The organism is Bradyrhizobium sp. th-b2, assembly GCF_000426785.1.
Classification (GTDB): Bacteria; Pseudomonadota; Alphaproteobacteria; order Rhizobiales; family Xanthobacteraceae; genus Bradyrhizobium; species Bradyrhizobium septentrionale.
Map to the genome: position 1 here is coordinate 152,709 of NZ_AUGA01000020.1, position 19,214 is coordinate 171,922.

General features: G+C 63.3%; 15 protein-coding genes and 2 pseudogenes. 6 read left to right on the forward strand and 11 right to left on the reverse strand.

Translation table 11 applies throughout. The features are described 5' to 3' along the window. Positions 1 to 3: 3 nt before the first annotated feature. From K359_RS0124145 to K359_RS61470, 6 genes are all read right to left on the reverse strand, one after another. Positions 4 to 1,326 (reverse strand): DUF1214 domain-containing protein, encoded by a 1,323-nt coding sequence (locus tag K359_RS0124145; RefSeq protein ID WP_029081647.1) that lies wholly within the window; start codon positions 1,324 to 1,326, stop codon positions 4 to 6. Positions 1,327 to 1,336: 10 nt separating this feature from the next. After that, on the reverse strand, positions 1,337 to 2,350 hold the full coding sequence (locus tag K359_RS52800; protein ID WP_035976974.1) for an HAD family phosphatase: 1,014 nt from the start codon (positions 2,348 to 2,350) through the stop codon (positions 1,337 to 1,339). 51 nt (positions 2,351 to 2,401) lie between these two features. Then, entirely contained in the window at positions 2,402 to 4,114 is a 1,713-nt protein-coding gene (locus K359_RS0124155; RefSeq protein ID WP_029081648.1) for an arylsulfatase, read from the reverse strand. Positions 4,115 to 4,199: 85 nt separating this feature from the next. Then, the gene (locus K359_RS0124160; protein WP_029081649.1) at positions 4,200 to 6,002 is read right to left on the reverse strand and encodes an arylsulfatase; all 1,803 of its coding nucleotides are present in this window, start codon (positions 6,000 to 6,002) and stop codon (positions 4,200 to 4,202) included. 30 nt (positions 6,003 to 6,032) lie between these two features. After that, positions 6,033 to 7,031, reverse strand: coding sequence for a formylglycine-generating enzyme family protein (locus tag K359_RS0124165; protein ID WP_029081650.1), 999 nt, complete (start codon positions 7,029 to 7,031; stop codon positions 6,033 to 6,035). A 306-nt stretch (positions 7,032 to 7,337) separates the two neighbouring features. Beyond that, positions 7,338 to 7,604 (reverse strand): hypothetical protein, encoded by a 267-nt coding sequence (locus tag K359_RS61470; protein ID WP_156928637.1) that lies wholly within the window; start codon positions 7,602 to 7,604, stop codon positions 7,338 to 7,340. A gap of 825 nt (positions 7,605 to 8,429) precedes the next feature. On the opposite strand from K359_RS61470, the pseudogene K359_RS52805 reads away from it, so the two are divergent. The 4 genes and pseudogenes from K359_RS52805 (at position 8,430) to K359_RS0124185 (ending at position 11,297) form a co-directional block, all read left to right on the forward strand. After that, a pseudogene (locus K359_RS52805) lies at positions 8,430 to 8,816 on the forward strand (cupin domain-containing protein). Positions 8,817 to 8,901: 85 nt separating this feature from the next. Beyond that, positions 8,902 to 9,231 (forward strand): annotated as a pseudogene (locus K359_RS52810) (acyltransferase); the annotation flags it as partial. Between the two features lie 288 nt (positions 9,232 to 9,519). After that, positions 9,520 to 10,137, forward strand: a complete 618-nt coding sequence (rpsD, locus tag K359_RS0124180; RefSeq protein WP_029081651.1) for a 30S ribosomal protein S4 — start codon at positions 9,520 to 9,522, stop codon at positions 10,135 to 10,137. Between the two features lie 92 nt (positions 10,138 to 10,229). Next, positions 10,230 to 11,297 carry a low specificity L-threonine aldolase gene (locus tag K359_RS0124185; protein ID WP_029081652.1) on the forward strand — a complete coding sequence of 356 codons (1,068 nt, stop codon included), beginning with the start codon at positions 10,230 to 10,232 and terminating at the stop codon, positions 11,295 to 11,297. 44 nt (positions 11,298 to 11,341) lie between these two features. On the opposite strand, the gene K359_RS52815 is transcribed toward K359_RS0124185, so the two are convergent. From K359_RS52815 to grxD, 5 genes are all read right to left on the reverse strand, one after another. After that, on the reverse strand, positions 11,342 to 12,856 hold the full coding sequence (locus K359_RS52815; RefSeq protein WP_156928638.1) for a serine hydrolase: 1,515 nt from the start codon (positions 12,854 to 12,856) through the stop codon (positions 11,342 to 11,344). Positions 12,857 to 12,877: 21 nt separating this feature from the next. Next, positions 12,878 to 14,140, reverse strand: a complete 1,263-nt coding sequence (locus tag K359_RS0124195; RefSeq protein WP_029081653.1) for a serine hydrolase — start codon at positions 14,138 to 14,140, stop codon at positions 12,878 to 12,880. Positions 14,141 to 14,237: 97 nt separating this feature from the next. Next, a complete protein-coding gene (locus tag K359_RS0124200; protein ID WP_035976975.1) occupies positions 14,238 to 15,518 on the reverse strand; it encodes a serine hydrolase in 1,281 nt (426 codons plus the stop codon). A gap of 49 nt (positions 15,519 to 15,567) precedes the next feature. Continuing rightward, entirely contained in the window at positions 15,568 to 16,119 is a 552-nt protein-coding gene (locus K359_RS0124205; RefSeq protein WP_029081655.1) for an O-acetyl-ADP-ribose deacetylase, read from the reverse strand. Beyond that, positions 16,116 to 16,448, reverse strand: a complete 333-nt coding sequence (gene grxD / locus K359_RS0124210; RefSeq protein WP_029081656.1) for a Grx4 family monothiol glutaredoxin — start codon at positions 16,446 to 16,448, stop codon at positions 16,116 to 16,118. Before grxD ends, K359_RS0124205 begins: the two co-directional genes overlap by 4 nt. Before the next feature lie 293 nt (positions 16,449 to 16,741). Between grxD and egtB the strand changes: the two genes are divergently transcribed. Both egtB and egtD read left to right on the forward strand, forming a co-directional pair. Further along, positions 16,742 to 17,995: an ergothioneine biosynthesis protein EgtB gene (gene egtB, locus K359_RS0124215; RefSeq protein ID WP_029081657.1), complete on the forward strand. Its 1,254-nt coding sequence runs from the start codon at positions 16,742 to 16,744 to the stop codon at positions 17,993 to 17,995. 53 nt (positions 17,996 to 18,048) lie between these two features. Continuing rightward, positions 18,049 to 19,017 carry an L-histidine N(alpha)-methyltransferase gene (gene egtD / locus K359_RS0124220; RefSeq protein WP_029081658.1) on the forward strand — a complete coding sequence of 323 codons (969 nt, stop codon included), beginning with the start codon at positions 18,049 to 18,051 and terminating at the stop codon, positions 19,015 to 19,017. Positions 19,018 to 19,214: the final 197 nt, after the last annotated feature.

Consider the following 19,214-nt stretch of genomic DNA (forward strand, 5'->3'; position numbering starts at 1 on the left):
ATCCTATTGCATCTTCACCAGAGGCGGCGGGAAGTAAGTCCCGTTCGCCACGCCACCGATCGGTCCATAGAAGCGGAATGTCAGACGATAACCTGAGCCTTTCGGCGTCGGCAGCCAGTTGCCATCGGGTGCGTTGGCAGGCTTCTCGGCGGCAAAATACAGCGTGAGCGAGCCGTCGTCGGCGTATTCCGGCTTGGTCTCGCGGTTCAGCAGGTAGCGCTCTCTCGGATTCGGCAGCACGCGGTAATGCACGGGATCGACTGCGATCACCGACCAGAAGTATTTCGCAAGGGACCGCGGCAACTCGCCCTTCGGAAAGGTCATGGTATAGCTGCTGTTGCCGGAGAGCGTTGCGCCGGTGCCGTCCGTGCCGGCGCGGTAATAAAGGACCTCGGGCATCACGTTGGCCCAGATGCCGCCAAAGGTGACCAGCGTACGAGCGATGAAGTCGATGTTGTAATTGCCGACCACCGCGGGGCGCGCCCAGCCGTTGTAGATCACGCCGTGCCCGATGGTGTTGCCGAACTTTGCGTATTCAGGATAGGTCTGCTCGCGCACGACCTTGGCGACTCTCTCGCGCTCGGCCTGGTCCTTGATCGCCTTGCCGATCGCCCGCGCATCCGCGGCCTGTTTCTCCAGGCCCGGGTTGAGGTCGGGTTCGCTGTCGAGCGCGATATCGGCATAGTCGAAGAGTTCGACGCCGGGCAGCTTGTCGAGGTCGAAGATCGGCGTCTTCGGAATGTCGGGCAGTTTCGGTGAACCGGTGGCGCGGAACGCAAAGGCGTGCTGGAGGCGGACCGCATCGTCCCAATTGTCTCCCAGCTCGACCCGCAGCAGCACGCGCGCATATTTGACCGGCAGATCAACACGTCTGACATCGGCAGGAAGTGTCACATTGGCGCCTCGCAGACAGACCGCGAACTCGCCATCCGGCTTGTTTGGAAAGAGCCGCTCATTGATGTTGGCGAGCGTCTCGTCCCATCCGTTAAGGAATTGCACCGTATAGTAGCGATCGACGATCTTCGGCACGGTGACGATCGTGCAACTCGTCTCGTCCACTGCGACCCAGGCTTCCGAATAGGCGACGTCGAGATTCGGATTGGGCCAGTCCACCGCGCCGGGCTTGCGGTGCCGCAGTTCGTTCCATTTGAAGCCTTCCTGAAAATCGAGCTGTTGCTGCCGCAACACGAGGATGCGCGTGAACAGGTAAATCCAGGAATCGCTGATCTCCTGATCCGATGGCGTTCCGGCGCGGTTCGGCGCCTGGGCGACGGCGACGCCGGCCAGGCAGGACATTGCAAGCGCGACAACCAGTGCTGTTTTCATCTGAACATCCTCAAGGGCTGTCCGGAAACATGGTCTTCCAGTCCTGCTTCATGTCGACCACGGTCCAGCCACCGGCCGCAGCTGCATCGAGCGCCTTGTCGGGCTTGCCGATCTTCGATTGCTGGTCGTAGGCGTATTCGCGCTCAGCATCGGTGTGGTGCACGATGCCGGCGAAACGCGTGCCCTGCCCCGCCGCGGTCCATTGCAGCATTTGCAGATCGCCATCCGAATTGCCGAAGGCGAAGATCGGGCGGCGCCCGATGAAGCGGTTGATACCGACCGGCTTGCCCGGGCCGTCATCGATGAACTCGACCTTGGCTTCCTTCATCAGCACGGACTTGCCGTCAGCACCGATCTGGAATTTCACCACGCCCGAAGAGCCGACCACCTGCTCCGGCGGAATGCCGTAGACCCGCTCCGTCCACGGCCGCATGAACTCGATGCCGCCGCCGGAGACGATAAAGGTCTTGAAGCCGTTGGCCCTGAGGTAGGCGAGCAGCTCCAGCATCGGCTGGTAGACGAGACTGTCGTAGGGACGTTTGAAGCGCGGATGCCTCGCGGTCGCGAGCCAGTCGCGGACAGATTGCGCGAACACATCCGTGGTCATGCCGGTATGCGTGACCGCCAGGATCTGCAGCACCCCCTTCTCTCCAGTGGCGGCAAGCGCCTTGGTATCCTTCTCCAGAAGGGCCTTGAAGGGTTGCCGCGTCTTCCAGTTCGGATGCTCCGGCGCCATTGCCATGACGCGGTCGAACGCGAAGGCGAGCTGGAAATAGATCGGCTGCTCGGTCCACAGCGTGCCGTCATTGTCGAAGGTGGCGATGCGCTCGGCCGGCGGCACGAAATCCGCTCCGCCTTGCGTCGTTACGCGCACGACGAAATCGGTGATCGCCTTCTTCGCCGCGCCGTCGTTCCAGGACGGCAGCGGGTCGGTCTGGGCACGGGCACCGACAACGCTGCACAGCACGAGAGCGACGAGCGCCGCAACGGCCGCTCGTCGGTTCAGTCCTGTGCATCCAGCCATCACTGCAATCCGCAACGGATTTCCCCTACCGCCTCTCGTTGAGCTTCATGCCTATTGGGTCACCTCGAAGCTCTTCTGCATCTTCTCGACCAACTGGTCGATGCTGAAGCTCGATGGCCGCTGGCTCGGAGGATAATCCTTGAAAGTCGCGAGAAAGTCTCCGACGACCGCCGAGGACGCCAGGAACGCGCCGGCAGCGTCCGACATGAACCAGTCGTAGTAAGTGTTCGAGGTGACGTCCGCACGTTCGTACGGATCGGAACGCAGATTGAAGAATTTCGGCACCCGCAGCTTGGTGAACGGCTCCGCCCAGATCCGCATGGTGCCGTTGACGCGCTGCTCTTCGAACACCGCTTTCCAGTTCTCATAACGCATCGCCACGACATCGCCGTCGTCGTTGAAGTAGATGAATTCCTTGCGGGCGCCGCGATCCTGCTGGCCGGTGAGATATGGAAGCTGGTTGTAACCGTCGAGGTGAACCTTGAAGGTCTTGCCACCGACGTTATAGCCGTTGAGCAGCTTCTGCTTGATCTCAGTGTCGCCGGCCGCGGCCATGAGTGTGGGGAACCAGTCGAGTCCGCTGATCATTTCGTTCGAGACCGAACCCGGCTGGATTCGTCCCGGCCAGCGGATCATGCAGGGCACGCGGAACGCGCCTTCCCAGTTGGTGTTCTTCTCGCTGCGGAACGGCGTCGTGCCGGCGTCCGGCCAGGAGTTCTGATGCGGGCCGTTGTCGGTCGTGTAGAGAACGATCGTATCATTGGCGACGCCGAGATCGTCCAGGGCCTTGAGGATCGTGCCGATCGTCGCATCGTGCTCGATCATCCCATCGGCATATTCGGTCCGTGAAGTCAGGCCCGGCTTGTCGCGATGCTCCGCCCGCACATGGGTACGGAAATGCATGCGGGTGGAGTTGAACCAGCAGAAGAACGGCGTGTTCGCCTGAACCTGACGCCGCATGAAATCGACCGCTGCGGCCGAGGTCTCGTCATCGATGGTTTCCATGCGCTTCTTCGTGAGCGGCCCGGTGTCCTCGATGGTCTGCTTGCCGACCCTGCCCCAGCGTGGCTGCTCGGTCGGGTCGTCGCGCTCGGATGCCTTGCAGCGCAGTACGCCGCGTGGTCCGAACTTGTCGAAGAAGCCGGGGTCTTTCGGGTAGAACCAGTTCTCGGGGTCTTCTTCGGCGTTGAGGTGATAAAGGTTGCCGTAGAACTCGTCGAAGCCGTGCACCGTCGGCAAATATTCGTTGCGGTCGCCAAGGTGGTTCTTGCCGAACTGGCCGGTGGCGTAGCCCAGCGGCTTGAGCACTTGGGCGATCGTGACGTCCCTGGCCTGCAGGCCAACGGTCGCACCCGGGACGCCAACCTTCGAGAGGCCGGTTCGCAACGTGCATTGGCCGGTGATGAAGGATGATCGCCCTGCCGTGCAGCTTTGCTCGGCATAATAGTCGGTAAACATCATGCCTTCTTTGGCAACGCGATCGATATTCGGCGTGCGATAGCCCATCAGGCCGAATGAATAGGCGCTCAGGTTGGTCTGGCCGATATCATCGCCGAAGATGATGAGAATATTCGGCTTGCGCCCCGAGGCCGCCGCAGCGGCCGGACTTGCGGCCGGCGCCGGGGCAGCCTTCTGCGCCTGTGCCAGCGCGTCCGATGTCAACGCCGCGGCTGCGACCAGTGAGGATGTACCGAGCAGCAGATTTCGGCGATTGATCGCCTGTTCCGCTTCGGTCTGGCTCTTGCTCCTGGTTTCTTTGCTCATTCGACACTCCTTACTTTTCAGAAGGCCGTTGCGACGGTCGAGAACAGCAGGCCGGCTCACCGAAGGATGAGCCGGGTGCGCAGAGTTAGCGATTTTGCAGTTGCTGCTGGATGATCCGGTTCAGTCCGGCGCGGACCTTGTCGACATCCATTCCTTCGGTTAGCGCCTTCTTCTGCTTGATCCCATCCATCATGCCTTCCAGGATGTTGGCGGGATTGAAGCTCGGCGGGAAGGCGCGCGGCGGAAACTCCTTGAACGTCGCGACGAACTGGAACACCTCATCCATCATGCCGTAGGCGCTGCCGACATGATTCAGATTCCAGTCCCAGAAGGTGTTGGAGGTGATGTCGGCGCGCTCGAAGGGGTCCTGCATCAGGTTGAAGATCTTCTGCAGGCGGAGCGTGGTGAAGGGTTCGGCCCACAGCCCCATCGTCCCTTCCTTGCGCTGCTCGGAGAAGACGTATTTGTAGTCGCCCTGCCGGAAGCACACCAACAAGCCGTCATCGTCCGAGTAGAAAAACTTGTCGCGCGCGCTCTTGGTGCCGTTGTTGTTGGCGGCGGTCCCGCTGACGTTGCGGAGGAACGCCGACTGGTCGTAGCCGTCGAGATGGACTTTGTAGCTGGTGCCGTTCGCGGTGTAGCCGGATTTAAGCTTGTTGACGATGTCGGGTTCGCCGGCGATCGAACACAACGTTGGGATCCAGTCGTTGTGGCTCATGAGTTCGTTGCTGACCGTACCGGGCTTGATCACACCGGGCCAGCGGACAAGGCAAGGCACGCGGAAAGCGCCCTCCCAATTGGTGTTCTTCTCGGAGCGGAACCAGGTCATGGCACCGTCGGGCCAGGTATTCATGTGGGGCCCGTTGTCGCTCGAATAGACGACAATGGTGTCGTTCGCGATTCCCAGATCGTCCAGCGCCTTGAGCAGTGAGCCGACGGTGTCGTCGTGCTCCATCATACCGTCGACGTACTCGCTGTCGCCGTGGGTGTAGCGGCCCCGGTGGTCGGCGCGGACGTGCGTGCGCAGATGCATGCGCGTCGCGTTGAACCAGCAGAAGAACGGCTTGCCGGCCGCCTGCTGCCGCTTGATGAAATCGATCGCCGCCGCGGACGTTTCGTCGTCGACCGTCTCCATGCGCTTCTTGGTCAGTGCGCCGGTGTCCTCGATGGTCTGCTTGCCGATCTTGCCGAACCGCGGATCGACCGTGGGATCGTCACGATCCGTCGCCTTGCAGCGCAGCACGCCGCGCGGGCCAAACTTGGCGCGGTAGGCCGGATCCTTGGGATAGTCGGGCAGCTCCGGCTCTTCCTCGGCATTGAGATGGTAGAGGTTGCCGAAGAACTCGTCGAAGCCGTTCACAGTCGGCAGCGATTCGTTGCGGTCGCCGACGTGATTCTTGCCAAACTGGCCGGTGGCATAGCCGAGATTCTTGAGCAGACCGCCGACTGAGGGATCGAGCTGGCTCATCCCCATTGGCGCACCGGGAAAGCCGACCTTGGTCAGACCGGAACGAATACCATGCTGGCCGGTGAGAAACGCTGCGCGGCCGGCCGTGCAGGACTGCTCGCCGTAATAATGCTGCATCTTGAGGCCTTCGCGCGCAATGCGATCGATGCTTGGCGTCTCGTATCCCATCAAGCCATTCGAATAGGCACTGATGTTCGCGATGCCGATGTCGTCACCCCAGATCACCAGGATATTCGGCTTGCGGCCCGAGGTCGCCGCAGGGGCCGGACTTGCAGCCGGCGCCGGGGCAGCCTTCTGCGCCTGCGCCAACGCATCGGACGTCAATGTCGCCGCGGCCACCAGGGTGGATGTACCCAGCAACAGATTGCGACGGTCGATAGCCTTGTCAGCCTGTTTCTTGTTCTCGGCGTCGTTACTCATAAGAAACTCCTTACATTGCAAAGGCCTTCACTACGTCGGGTGAGAAACGGCAGCGGATACCCGCACCACGCAGCGAAAGCCGACATGGCTGGTCGAGGTATCGACCGGTTCGGCATGGCGTGCAGCCGGGCGATAGCGGCGGCAGTAGTTCGGCGCACAGAGATGCGAGCCGCCCTTCAGGACCTTGCGGGGAATCCTGATCGCCGGCTGGGCGGGGTCGTAGCTCGCGCTCTCGCGGCCGCCGCGCGGGTTCTGCGGGATACAGCAGGGTTTCGCGGCGTCGGCCTCATGGCGGGCGGACCACCAGTCGGCGGTCCACTCCCAGACATTGCCGATCATGTCGTGGACGCCATAACCGTTCGGCGGAAACGCGGTCACCGGCGAGGTTCGGTCAAAACCGTCCTCGCAGAGATTCTGCAGCGGGAAATTGCCCTGCCAGGTGTTGGCCATGTGCTTGCCGCCGGGCGTCAAGGCATTGCCCCAGGCATATTCCTCATCCTCGAGCCCGCCGCGTGCCGCGAACTCCCACTCCGCTTCGGTCGGCAGCTCCTTGCCGGCCCATTTGGCGTAGGCGAGCGCATCGGCATAGGTGACGTGGACCACCGGATGGCTCCCGAGCACGTTGATGTTGCTGCGCGGGCCATAGGGGCGGCGCCAGTTCGCGCCCCGCAGGAACGTCCACCATTGGCTCCAGTCGCGCAGCGTGTGGACGCGGCGCGGCGGAGAAAACACCAGAGAGCCGGCATAAAGCATATGCGGCAGCGCACCCGGATATTGCGCGGGATCGGGCGGCCGCTCGGCGAACGTGATGTGGCCGGTTTCCCGCACGAAGTCGCGGAATTGGGCGTTGGTCACCGGCGTGCGGTCGATCCAGAAGCCATCGACCGACGCGCGATGCGACGGCGCCTCCTCGGGATAATGCTGGTCCGAGCCCATGCGGAACGTGCCGCCGGGAATCCAGACCATGTCGTCGGTCTGCATGCGGTCGTCCGGCTCTGCTTCAGCGGAAGCGATCTCGGCCCGGGACATGGCGATACACCTGTTCGCGCACTACCGTGGCCAGAACCCCTGTGTTCTCGATGGGTCGGTGACTCCGATAAGCGCTCCGCGGAAGATCTTGCCGAAGATGGCAGGCTTGAAGATCGCAGGATCGGCTTCTCGGTGATCGAACGTCGTGCTCGATTGCATTGTCGCGCCCTTCCATTTTTTGATGCTGCACTTTTCGGCAGCGTTGATTACGTCAGGCCTTCTTCCCTTCCTCCTCTGTTGTTCTCCGTGCGCGCGTCCACACGCGCAGCCGCTCCTGCGGCGCGTGATCCATCCCGCCGGACGTTGTCACGAGCTGTTTCGCTTTGAGATCAAACGATAGCGCAACGCGTCATGCGTGTGATGTGCACTTTGTGCCAATCTCAACCCCAAGGCGTGCAGCCTTAACGAACGATGTGCCAATTCCATCAATCCGATGCCGCCGGCATCATTGCCTTCTCGGAAAAACAAACGAAAATTTGCACGCCTGCGAATCCGCGCCACGATCTCGCCGCGGACATCAAACCAGCCTTGGCGCGTTGTCGCGGGGGCAGTTCCTGTCCTGACTTCAAGCACTTGGTCTCGGCAGATCAATCGCGCTCCAGTTATGAACCTGAAAATAAGCGAGCACCCTCTCGGTCAGCACCAGCGACCTCGGCTTCAAAAGACTCCATGGCGCCGCCAAAGGCTCGCATGTCGCGGTCACGCAGCTTGAGCGCGGCAGGCTGCGCGGCACATTGTCTCACGCGAATTGAACGGCCTGCACGAACCGGAACTCGGCCCGCTGCGGGTACGGCGCAACGAGCCGGCGTCACCCGAAATCGCGATCACTGAGTTGCCCGACGTGGCAAGCCCCTTCGTCAAAAATATTTCTGTTTATCGGCACACCCAACTCAGTGTATAGATTTGCCCGTCTCACCCGATCGAGGCGCTTGCGCATCGTCACGGGTGTTGCGGTGAGACGCGGTGGACGCTGAGGTCACGACCGACGAAGCGTGATTGATGCGGACGGCGAAATCGTGTGGTCCTGACGCCCTAGCGGCAGGTGTCTCGTCGCAAGATGCGAAAGCGTTTTGCGAAGGCGGTGACAAGCAAGCCCAGTCTCACCGGGGAGAGCACGTATAAGCCGTAAAACCATCGCGCAGGGAAAGCCGGAGTTCCCGGTTACACCTGTGGTCCTACCTCCCGTGCTTTTTGTTGCACGGGACCCATGGGTGCGATCGGCACCCGGCTTTCCCTGCGCCCTCTGATAATCGAGGGCGGACAAATGCTGCAAAAACTCGGGTGCTTGGCGCCGCGAGATGAGCGGACCTATCCGAACGTCGCAGGCGCGCATCACACTTCGCAGGCTTTCCGCCGCGATTCCGCGCTGCTAGGCTTTGGCGCCTTGGGAGGAAATGCATGTTCAGAAAATTGATGATTGGTCTCACCGTGATTGCCTTTGCCGGTGCCGGCGCTGCTGTTGCGCAGCAGAGCGGCATCAAGCGCACGCCGCTGCAGAAGGTCGATTTCCCGGCGGGCTACAACACGGTGACCGCGATCGCCGAGGTTCCGGCCGGGGGTGCATCGGGGCGTCACAGTCATCCCGGTGCTGAAACCGGCTAGGTGCTCGAAGGCGAGCTCGAACTTGTGATCGACGGCCAGCCGCCGTTGAAAGTGAAGGCGGGCGATTCCTACCAGATCCCGGAAGGTGCGGTGCACGACGCCAAAACCTCCGGCGACAAGCCGCTCAAGGTGCTCGGGTACGTGGTCAAGGCCGGCGAGCCCCTGGCAAAACCGGCGCCGTGAGCTGAACCAATTGGCCTACCGCCAGTTGGTTCATCTGAGCTTCAGGTACGGCGAGCGACAATTTGCGCTCGCCGATATTGATATTTTGCCGGTTTACAGGGACTTGCTGGCCTGGGCGATCGGGCTGAATTTCGGGCGGCAGCGCGCCAATTTCTGCGGCAGCTTCGGCGTGACCTCGGTCGCGGCCTATGGCCCGGGCGAATTGCACGCGTTGAGCCCGGGCCCGTTCCTGCTGAGCTATGGCGTGATCAAGCCGGACCACACCGTCGATGTGGTGCTGCGCTGGGACCATCTGGTCTGCGACGCGGCCCTGATCGCCCGGACCCTGGCCCGGCTCGAGCAGGTGCTGAGCAGTGTGATTGCAGCGGAATTGGGCGCGATCCGGCCGGAAACCGGCGCCCGGCCGGTCCGGGCGGCGGCAAACCGCCCGGGAGGGACGAAAATGGCCGATTTTGGCGTCGATTCGACCCAAATCGCCCCGCGTTTTGTTTGACAGACCCGGACTTTCTCCTTAAGACCACCCTTGCTCGCGGGCCGGTTTCGGCCCGCGATGCGTTTCGCGACCCGTGGTTCTCCCCGAGCTTTCGAGGCGGACCTGTCGGTACGGGCCTTTTGGCCGGTACACAGGAGGGCGCGTCTCCTCAAACCTGAAACTGACAAAACGCCGGGCGCGACGTAGCGACGGCTGTACAAAGAGGACGCGATGACAAAGCGCAGTGAGGCGAAGTACAAGATCGATCGCCGCATGGGCCAGAATATCTGGGGCCGCCCGAAGAGCCCCGTGAACCGCCGCGAATACGGCCCCGGCCAGCACGGCCAGCGCCGCAAGGGCAAGCTCTCCGACTTCGGCGTGCAGCTCCGCGCCAAGCAGAAGCTCAAGGGTTATTACGCCAACATTTCCGAGCGCCAGTTCCACGGCATCTATGTCGAAGCCAGCCGCCTCAAGGGCGACACCGGCGAGAACCTGATCGGCCTGCTGGAGCGCCGTCTCGACACCGTGGTCTATCGCGCCAAGTTCGTCGCCACGATGTTCGCCGCGCGCCAGTTCATCAACCACGGCCACGTCAAGGTGAACGGCCGCAAGGTCAACATCGGCAGCTACAAGCTGAAGGTCGGCGACAGCATCGAGGTCAAGGAAGCCTCCAAGCAGCTCACCCCGGTGCTGGAAGCCGCCCAGCTGCCCGAGCGCGACGTGCCCGACTTCCTCGAGGTCGATCACGGCAAGATGACCGCGAAGTTCGCCCGCATCCCGGCGCTCGGCGACGTGCCGTTCCCGGTGCAGATGGAGCCGCATCTGATCGTCGAATTCTATTCGCGCTGATCACGGCACGCATGCGAGATCCGAAAGGCCCCGGTTTTGCCGGGGCCTTTTTGTTTGGCTAAAGTCAGCGCACATCGACCGAGAGAACCATCATGCACTACACCCCTGCCCCGCCCGATCCGAAGGCGCCGCCCGTCCGCATCAACCTGCTGTCGGACACCCAGACCAGGCCGACGCCGGCGATGCGCGAGGCGATGGCGAAGGCTGTGGTCGGCGACGAGCAGGTCGGCGACGATCCGACCACCAATGAGCTCTGCGCCCGCGTCGCCGATCTGCTCGGCAAGGAGGCCGCCGTGTTCATGCCGTCGGGCACGATGTGCAACGTCGCGGCGACGCTGGCCTATTGCCGCCCCGGCGACGAGATCCTGGCGCACGCCACCGCGCACATCATCGCACGCGAGGGCGGCGCGCATGCGGCGCTCGGCGGCTTCCAGATCACGCAGCTCCCGGGCGATGACGGCCAGTTCACGCCGGACACCTTCCGCGCCGCGCTGCATCCGCGCACCCGCTACCAGCCGTCGCAGGTGCTCGTCAGCGTCGAGCAGACCGCCAATATCGGCGGCGGCACGATCTGGAAGAAGGCCGCGCTTGACGAGGTCGTGCGTATCGCCAAGGCCCATGGGCTCGTCACCCATATGGACGGCGCGCGGCTGCTGAACGCCACCGTGGCCTCGGGCATCTCGCCGCGCGACATGACCGCGGGCTGGGATTCCGCCTGGATCGATTTCTCCAAGGGCCTCGGCGCACCGATCGGCGGCGTGATCGCCGGCAGCCGCGCCTTCATCGACGACGTCTGGCGCTGGAAGCAGCGGCTCGGCGGCTCGATGCGGCAGTCCGGCGTTTGTTCGGCCGCCTGCATCCATGCACTCGATCACCACGTCGACCGCCTCGCCGACGACCATGCCAATGCGCGGGCGCTGGCGCGCGGGCTGTCGCAGATCAACGGCATCGCCGTGCAGGCGCCCGAGACCAACCTCGTCTTCTTCAAGCCCGATGGCGCCGGCGTATCAGGCGACAAAATGGTCGCCGAGCTGCGCAAACGCGGCGTGACGCTGGCGATGATGGACGGCCGGATCAGGGCCTGTACGCATCTCGACGTGTCGGCTGCGATGATCGAGGAAATGATGGGCCACGTCAGGGATATCGTGCGCGCAGCATAGTTCCCGTAGCCCGGATGGAGTGCATCGATATCCGGGCTACCAAACTACGGCAGCCGCTTTCCGACGTAATCAGTGCCTTCCTGGTGAAGCGTCACTTGCATTGCCGCGTTCTGACCGTCCGTGTCGAATGACAACACGGCATCGACAACCTTGAAAAAGAACTCGCGATCGCTGGTGGCGAAGATCTCGCGCCGCTGCTGCCCTGTCGCCTCGCTGAACAGGCGGTCTCCCTCCCTTGTAACGTGGATCGAAAATTCGGGCGTGAACCGATAGGTCCCGACCACACGGTCCAGCGCCTGCGGGCTCACCGCGGTGAGCTTCCCGACCCTGGCCTGACGATCCGGCCAGTGGTACTCGGCTGCGATGCTGCGCAGGATCTCGCCGACGAGGATCTGACCGCCCCAGCCATTGGTCATGACAACAGCGCCATCGCCATTCTCGAAAATGACCATGGTGTCGATGAAGCCCTCGTTCACCCCGTTGTGCCAGAATTGCCGATTGGGCGCCGAGCCGCGAACCAGCCAGCCCATCCCACGTCGTCCTGTCCCCGGGGGTAGCCCGTCGGCACTGCCCAGAACCGGCGCGAGCATCTCGGCCGTCATCGATTGCGACAGAACGGGATTGCTCCGACCGGCCAGCGAATCCAGCATGGCGAGCAGGAGACGGGCGAGATCGCTCGGCGTCGTCCATAATCCCGCCGCGGCCAGTTCGGGATAGACATGCGCCCCGCCGGGCACCGGCGTGCCGTCCGGCCGGTACGGCGTGGCGGCCATCGGCAAACGATCCGCAGGCAATGGCTGCGCGAAGCTGGAATGCGTCATGGCGAGCGGCTTGAAGACAAACTCATCGAGCAGCGCAGGAAACGGCCGTCCCGTCACGTCGATGAGCAATTGCTGAACGATGGTGTAACCGCCGCCCGAATATTCAGTCTGCTTGCCGGGTTCGTGCTCGACCCGAACGGGCGCAGTGTTCGCAGGCGGCCTGCCATCGAGGATCTCGACAAGCGAGGGGACCGGCTGGCCGGCCTGATAGCCCGGGTAGAAGGACACGTTCGTCCCGGCCGTATGGCTCAGCAGCCGCCGAACCGTCACCCGGGATTGGGGATACGGATAGTCCGGAATCTTCCAGCCCTTGAGCGCGACGTTGACGTCGGCATCGAGATCGAGCTTGCCGGCCTGAGCCAGCGCTAGCGCGGCAATGGCCGTCGTCGGCTTGCTGATTGAAGCCGCCTGGAACAGCGTTTCCGGCACCACGGGCGGACCGCCGATGGCGACGGTGCCAAAACCGCGCGCCCATTCGATGGCGCCGCCGTGAATCACCGCGATGCTGACACCGGGAACATGCAGCTCGTTCATGCGGTCCGACAATGTCATCGGCGCATCGCCGTCGACGACAATCGCCGTCCTCAGGCCGTTTACGACGTGGTCGATCCGCTGCATGACGTCAGCATCATTCCGGCGCAGAGCTTCTTCGGCCAGAACGGGCCGACACGCGGTCACCGCGGCAAGCGTGACGGCCACCGGGATGAGCTTGCGGAAGGTGAATGTCATTGCCTGCATGACCACCTCCGCCCACCGCCTCTAGCGCCCCATCGCCTGGTAGATCAGCGTCTTCAGCTCCTGCTGGATCCGGCCGCGCTGTGACGGCGTCTGCACCATGAAGATTCCGAACAGATCGTCCGCGGGATCGATGAAGAAGAACGTGCCGCCGACACCGTCCCAGCGATATTCGCCCAGCGGCCATGACGTGTTGGGCGGCACCGAGGTGCGGACCGCGAAGCCGAGGCCGAAGCCGGAGTTCGGACCCGGGTAGTAGTTCTTGTCGCGCACGACCCCGGTCTCCGGACCGATATGGTCCGACGCCATCAGCGCGATGGTCTCCGGCTTCAGATAGCGGCGGCCGTCATAGCTGCCGCCGTTCAAGAGCATCTGCGAAAAGCGCGCATAGTCGCCGATGGTGCCGACCATGCCGCCGCCGCCGGATTCCCAGCGCAGCGGCTTGCGCGGGTCGCGAACCTCGGCCACCGGACTGATGGTGCGATCCTTCGGCATCGGCTCGGCGATCAGCGGCCATTTCGCGTGGTCGGCGACATAGAATGCGGTCTCGTTCATTCCGAGCGGGCCGAGCAGCCGCTCCTTCTCGACCTGAAACAGGGATTTCCCTGTGATCACCTCGATGATGCGGCCGAGCACGTCGGTGGAATGGCCATAGTCCCATTGCGTGCCGGGTTGTTCGGCAAGCGGCAGCGCCGCGAGCCGCGCCACGAACTCGGCATTGTCGGGATCGTTGTTGAACAGGCCGGCATCGGCGTAGGTCGTGTTCACCACACCGCCACCGTAATAGCCGTAGGGCAGGCCGGCGGTGTGGCGCATCAGGTCCTCGATGGTGACGGGACGCTTGAGCGGCGCCAGCGTCATCGTCGCCTTGCCCTCATCGCCGCGCTTTTCCACGCCGACCTTCATGCCGGCAAAGGCCGGGATGTATTTCGATACGGGATCGCTGAGAGCGAGCTTGCCTTCCTCGACCAGCATCATCGCGATGACAGTGGTGATCGGCTTCGACATCGAATAGAGGCGGAAGATGGTATCCGCGCTCATCGAGAGCTCGGTGGCGACGTCGCGAACCCCGAACTTCTCGTAATAGACCGGCTTGCCGTGCTGCTGCAGCAGCAGGATCGCGCCGGGAATCTTGCCGGTTACGATCTCGTTCCTGACATAGTCGGAGACCTTGGCGAGGCGTTCCGGCGAGAAGCTGTGCGCGGCCGGCCCCGCGGAGCCGGCCTTCGCATCCGTTGCGACGAACGCGACCGCGAGCGCCGCGACGACTGCGCGGCACCCACGCATGTAAGAGCATGACCGATTGAATCGGGTCATGCTCTTGTTCCTTTGTTTTGATGCGTTTTCTTCACGCGAACCGGTATCCACTTCGCTCGAAAACGCTCTAGTTTTCCATGGCTTCATAGACGAGCAGCTTCAGCGTCCGCTGGACGCGCTGGCGCTCGGTCGGCGTCTGCTCCAGGAGGATGAAGAAGAAGTCCTGTTTGCGGTCGATGACGAAATAGCAGCCGCTGGCGCCATCCCATTTCAGTTCGCCGAGATCGCCGGGCGGCGGCGGCTTGGCGTTGCCGGGATCGGTGCGCACCCCGATCCCGAGCCCGAAACCGAAGCCGTCGCCGGGGAAGTAGAAAACGTCGCGCCCGACGCCGGAGCCCGGGCCGACCTGGTCGGTCGTCAGCTGCTTGAACGTCTCGGGCTTCAGAATGGTCTTGCCGTCGAAGGTGCCGCCATTGAGCAGCATCTGCGCGAAGCGCGAATAGTCCGCCATGGTCGAGACCATGCCGCCGCTGGCTGACTCCCATTTCTTGACCTTGGTCGGATCGTTGACCCGGCCGACCCGGAAATCGCTGTCGTTCGGCAGCGGCTCGGCCATCAGCTTCTGCTTCTCGGGATCGGTGACGAAGAAGCGGGTGTCGTTCATGCCGAGCGGATCGAGCAGCTTCTCGCGCTCGATCGTCAGCAGCGGTTTGCCGGTGACCACTTCCATCACGCGCGCCAGAATGTCGGTGGAATGGCCGTATTGCCAGAGCGCGCCGGGCTGGTTGTGCAGCGGCAGCTTGGCGATCCGCTCGGCGAATTCGGCGAGGTCGAAATCGCCGCCATAGATGTTGGCTTCCTTGTAGGCCTTGCGGACCAGGCTATCGCCATAGAAGCCGTAAGTGATGCCGGAGGTGTGCCGCATCAGGTCGAGGATCGTGATCGGCCGCTCCAGCGGCACCAGCTCGAGCGTCTTGGTGCCGTCCTCGGCCTTCTTCTCGACGCCGACCTTCACATTGGCAAAGGACGGGATGTATTTCGAGACGGGATCGTCGAGCTTGTACTTGCCCTCTTCCAGAAGCTGCATCGACACCACGGCGGTGATCGCCTTGGTCATCGAAGCCAAACGGAAGATGGTCTTGTCCGTGATCGGCGCCTTGCTGATCACGTCCTGCACGCCGAAGGACTCGTGATAGACGGGCTTGCCGTGCTGCTGGATCAGGACGATGGCGCCGGGAATCTTCCCGGTCGCGACCTCGTTCTTGAAGAACTCGCCGATCTTGGCGAGCTTGTCGGGATTGAAATGCGCACCCGCCGGAATCTCATAGGTGCCTTCGGCGCGGGCCAGCGGCACCGCAAGCAACAGCGCGGCGGCCGCGGCCGCACACGTCAAACGAAATGAATGCATTCTATCTATCCCTCCCCGAAAATCACGGGGAAGTGTAGCGGCGGTATCATCAGGCACAAGGGCTACCGAAGGTGTCCAGGACCTTCTGATGAAGCTCGCCGCTCTGGGCCGAGAAGCAGCAGAAGATCACATGCGTGAGGTCGGGTGCCGCCGCCAGGGTATCGACGACGGCCCTGACTGCGGTACCGGCGGCGCGGTCCGGCGGGAAGTGATAGACGCCGGTCGAGATGGCAGGAAATGCGACCGAGCCGAGACGGTTGGCGTGGCAAAGCTCGATGCCGCGGCGATAGCAGGATGCGAGCAGCGCGTCCTCGTTTTGGGTGCCGCCATTCCACACCGGGCCGACCGCATGGATGACGTGCTTGGCAGGCAGCCGATACCCTTTGGTGATCTTGGCATCACCGGTCTTGCAGCCATGGAGCGTGCGGCATTCGGCGAGCAGCTCCGGGCCCGCGGCGCGATGGATCGCGCCGTCGACGCCGCCGCCACCGAGCAGCGACGAATTGGCCGCGTTGACGATGGCGTCAACGCGCAGGGTCGTGATGTCGGTAACGATGACGTCGAGCCGCGCCTTGCCGACCTGGCGCGCGGTCAAGGTCAGGCAGCCACGTCGACCGGGATGCCCTTGTCGGCAAACAGCTGCTGCAATTCACCGGCCTGGAACATCTCGCGGATGATGTCGCAACCACCGACGAACTCGCCCTTCACATAGAGCTGCGGAATCGTCGGCCAGTTCGAATAGACCTTGATGCCGTCGCGCAGCTCGGCCGATTCGAGAACGTTGAGGCCCTTATAGCCGACACCGATGTGGTCGAGGATCTGCACGACCTGACCGGAAAACCCGCACTGCGGGAATTGCGGCGTGCCCTTCATGAACAGCACGACGTCGTTCGCCTTCACTTCGTTGTCGATGAATTGCTCGATGCTCATTTTCGCTTCCTTCGGCGGCGGCGCTCTCAAGCCCTGACGGGCCGGCCCGCCCTTCTAACCCGTGACCTCCCATATATGTAGCCCAAACCATTGTGCATCCAAAGCAAAATGGCCGGAAATCTGGCATGCGGCGGGAGCCGGGCGGCGCCCCAAAGGTGCCGGGATTACCTGACGGCCCCAATATCATCATGGAGGAGGCTTTTTTCCCGTAACGGAGCCCCTATCTAGGACGAACTGTCCGTCTGGAACCAGTTTGCCGAAGCAACGTTCTCCCCTTGAATCGGAGACCATCGTTGACGAAACCAGCCTCTGCCGCGGCCGCCATTCCCGGCGCCCCCCCGTCATTGCCCTCCGAATCCGGGTCGTCAGCCCAGCGCCTGGTGGACGCCTATCGCGCGGTCCGCGACGAGACCGAGCGCCGGGCCGCGCCGCTGTCCGCGGAAGACCAGCTGATCCAGTCGATGCCGGATGCGAGCCCCGCCAAGTGGCACCGCGCCCATACGACCTGGTTCTTCGAGCAGTTTCTGCTCGGCGAGCACGTCAAGGGCTACACGCCCTTCCATCCGGACTACGCCTATCTGTTCAATTCCTATTACGTCAGCGCCGGCCCCCGGCACGCCCGCCATCAGCGCGGCCATCTGACCCGCCCGACCGCCGACGAAGTCACCGCCTACCGCCGCCATGTCGACGCCGAAGTGGTGAAATTCTTCCAGACCGCCGCAGCGGACAAGCTCGAGGCGCTGGTGCCGCTGGTCGAGGTCGGCCTCAATCACGAGCAGCAGCATCAGGAGCTGATGGTCACCGACATCCTGCATGCCTTCGCCCAGAACCCGATCCCGCCGGCCTATGATCCGGCCTGGCGCTTCCCGGCGTCGCAGCGAGGCACTGAGGAATGGGTGACGCTCAACGAAGGCATCCACACCGTCGGCCACGCCGACGACAGCTTCCATTTCGACAATGAGAAGCCCGCGCATCGCGCGTTGGTCGGTCCGGTCAAGCTCGCCAAGAACCTCGTCAGCAATGCCGACTGGCTCGCCTTCATGAAGGACGGCGGCTATTCCACCGCCACACTTTGGCTGATGGACGGCTTCGGCGCCGTGAGCAACGAGGGCTGGCAGGCGCCCGGCCACTGGCGCCAGATCGACGGCGAATGGAAGATCATGACGCTGGGCGGCCTGCAGCCGATCGATCCGGCAGCGCCGGTTTGCCATGTCAGCTATTACGAGGCCGACGCCTTCGCCCGCTGGGCCGGCAAGCATCTGCCGACCGAGATGGAATGGGAGGTCGCCGCCCGCGCCGGCCTGCTCAACGATGCCTACGGCATCGTCTGGCAGTGGACCCGCAGCTCGTATTCGCCGTACCCGGGCTATCGCGCGATCGAGGGCGCGCTCGGCGAATACAACGGCAAGTTCATGGTCAACCAGCTGGTGCTGCGCGGCTCGTCGCTGGCGACGCCATCAGGTCATAGCCGCGTCACCTACCGCAACTTCTTCTATCCGCACCATCGCTGGCGATTCACGGGGTTACGCCTCGCCGACTATGCCTGATTGAGTCCTGTCGACATCAATATCGCGCCGGTAAGCGCGTTCGGGAGAGTATCATGAATGTGCATGCCGCCGCTTTGGCAAAAGCGTATCCGTTCGACGAAGCGACCTCGGCGTTTGCCGGCGACGTGATCGGCGATCTCGCCCGTCACCCGAAGCGGCTGTCGCCGAAATATTTCTACGACGCCACCGGCTCGGAGCTGTTCGAGCAGATCACGGTGCTGCCGGAATATTATCCGACGCGCACCGAGCTCGGCATCCTGCGCGACCGCGGCGACGAGATCGCCGCGATCATTCCGGACGGCGCGGCGCTGGTCGAGTTCGGCGCCGGCGCGACCACCAAGGTGCGCCTGCTGCTCGAGCACTGCGAATTCGGCGCTTACGTGCCAGTCGATATCTCCGGCGATTTCCTCAAGGCCCAGGCCGACGGGTTGCGCAAGGATTTCCCCGGTCTCGGCATCTATCCGGTCGCGGCTGATTTCACCACGCCGTTCGCGCTGCCCGAGGCCGTCGCCGGCATGCCGAAGGTCGGCTTCTTCCCGGGCTCGACGCTCGGCAATTTCGAGCCGAGCGAGGCCTTGGCATTCCTGCGCAGCGCGCGAAAGATCCTCGGCCACGGCGCGCAGATGATCATCGGCGTCGACCTCGAGAAGGACGAGCGCGTGCTGTACGACGCCTATAACGACGCGGCCGGCGTCACCGCGCGCTTCAACCTCAATGTGCTGGTTCGCATCAACCGCGAGCTCGGCGGCAATTTCGACCTCTCGGGCTTCACCCACCGCTCGATCTACAACCGCGACCGCCATCGCATCGAGATGCACCTGATCAGCCGCAAGGCGCAGACCGTGCGCATCCTCGGCAACACCTTCGCGTTCCGTCCCGGCGAGAGCATTCACACCGAGAACAGCTATAAATACTCGCTCGAGCGTTTCACCGCGCTGGCCCGCAGCGCCGGCTGGACGGTGCGCAACAGCTGGACCGACGCCAACACGATGTTCTCGGTGCACGCACTGGTCGCGGATTAGCCAGGACCAGAAGCGAGGGGATGGGGCAACGACCATGGGCAGGCGCGCGCTGCAGATCGCAACGGGCTTGCTCGCCCTCGTCCCGATCCTGACCGGCATCATCACGATGCTCGGCGTCAGCGATCCGCTCTACGCCTCGTCGGGCGTTCCGGCGCTGCCGGTGCTGGACAGCAATCTGCGCTTTTTCGGCGGCGTCT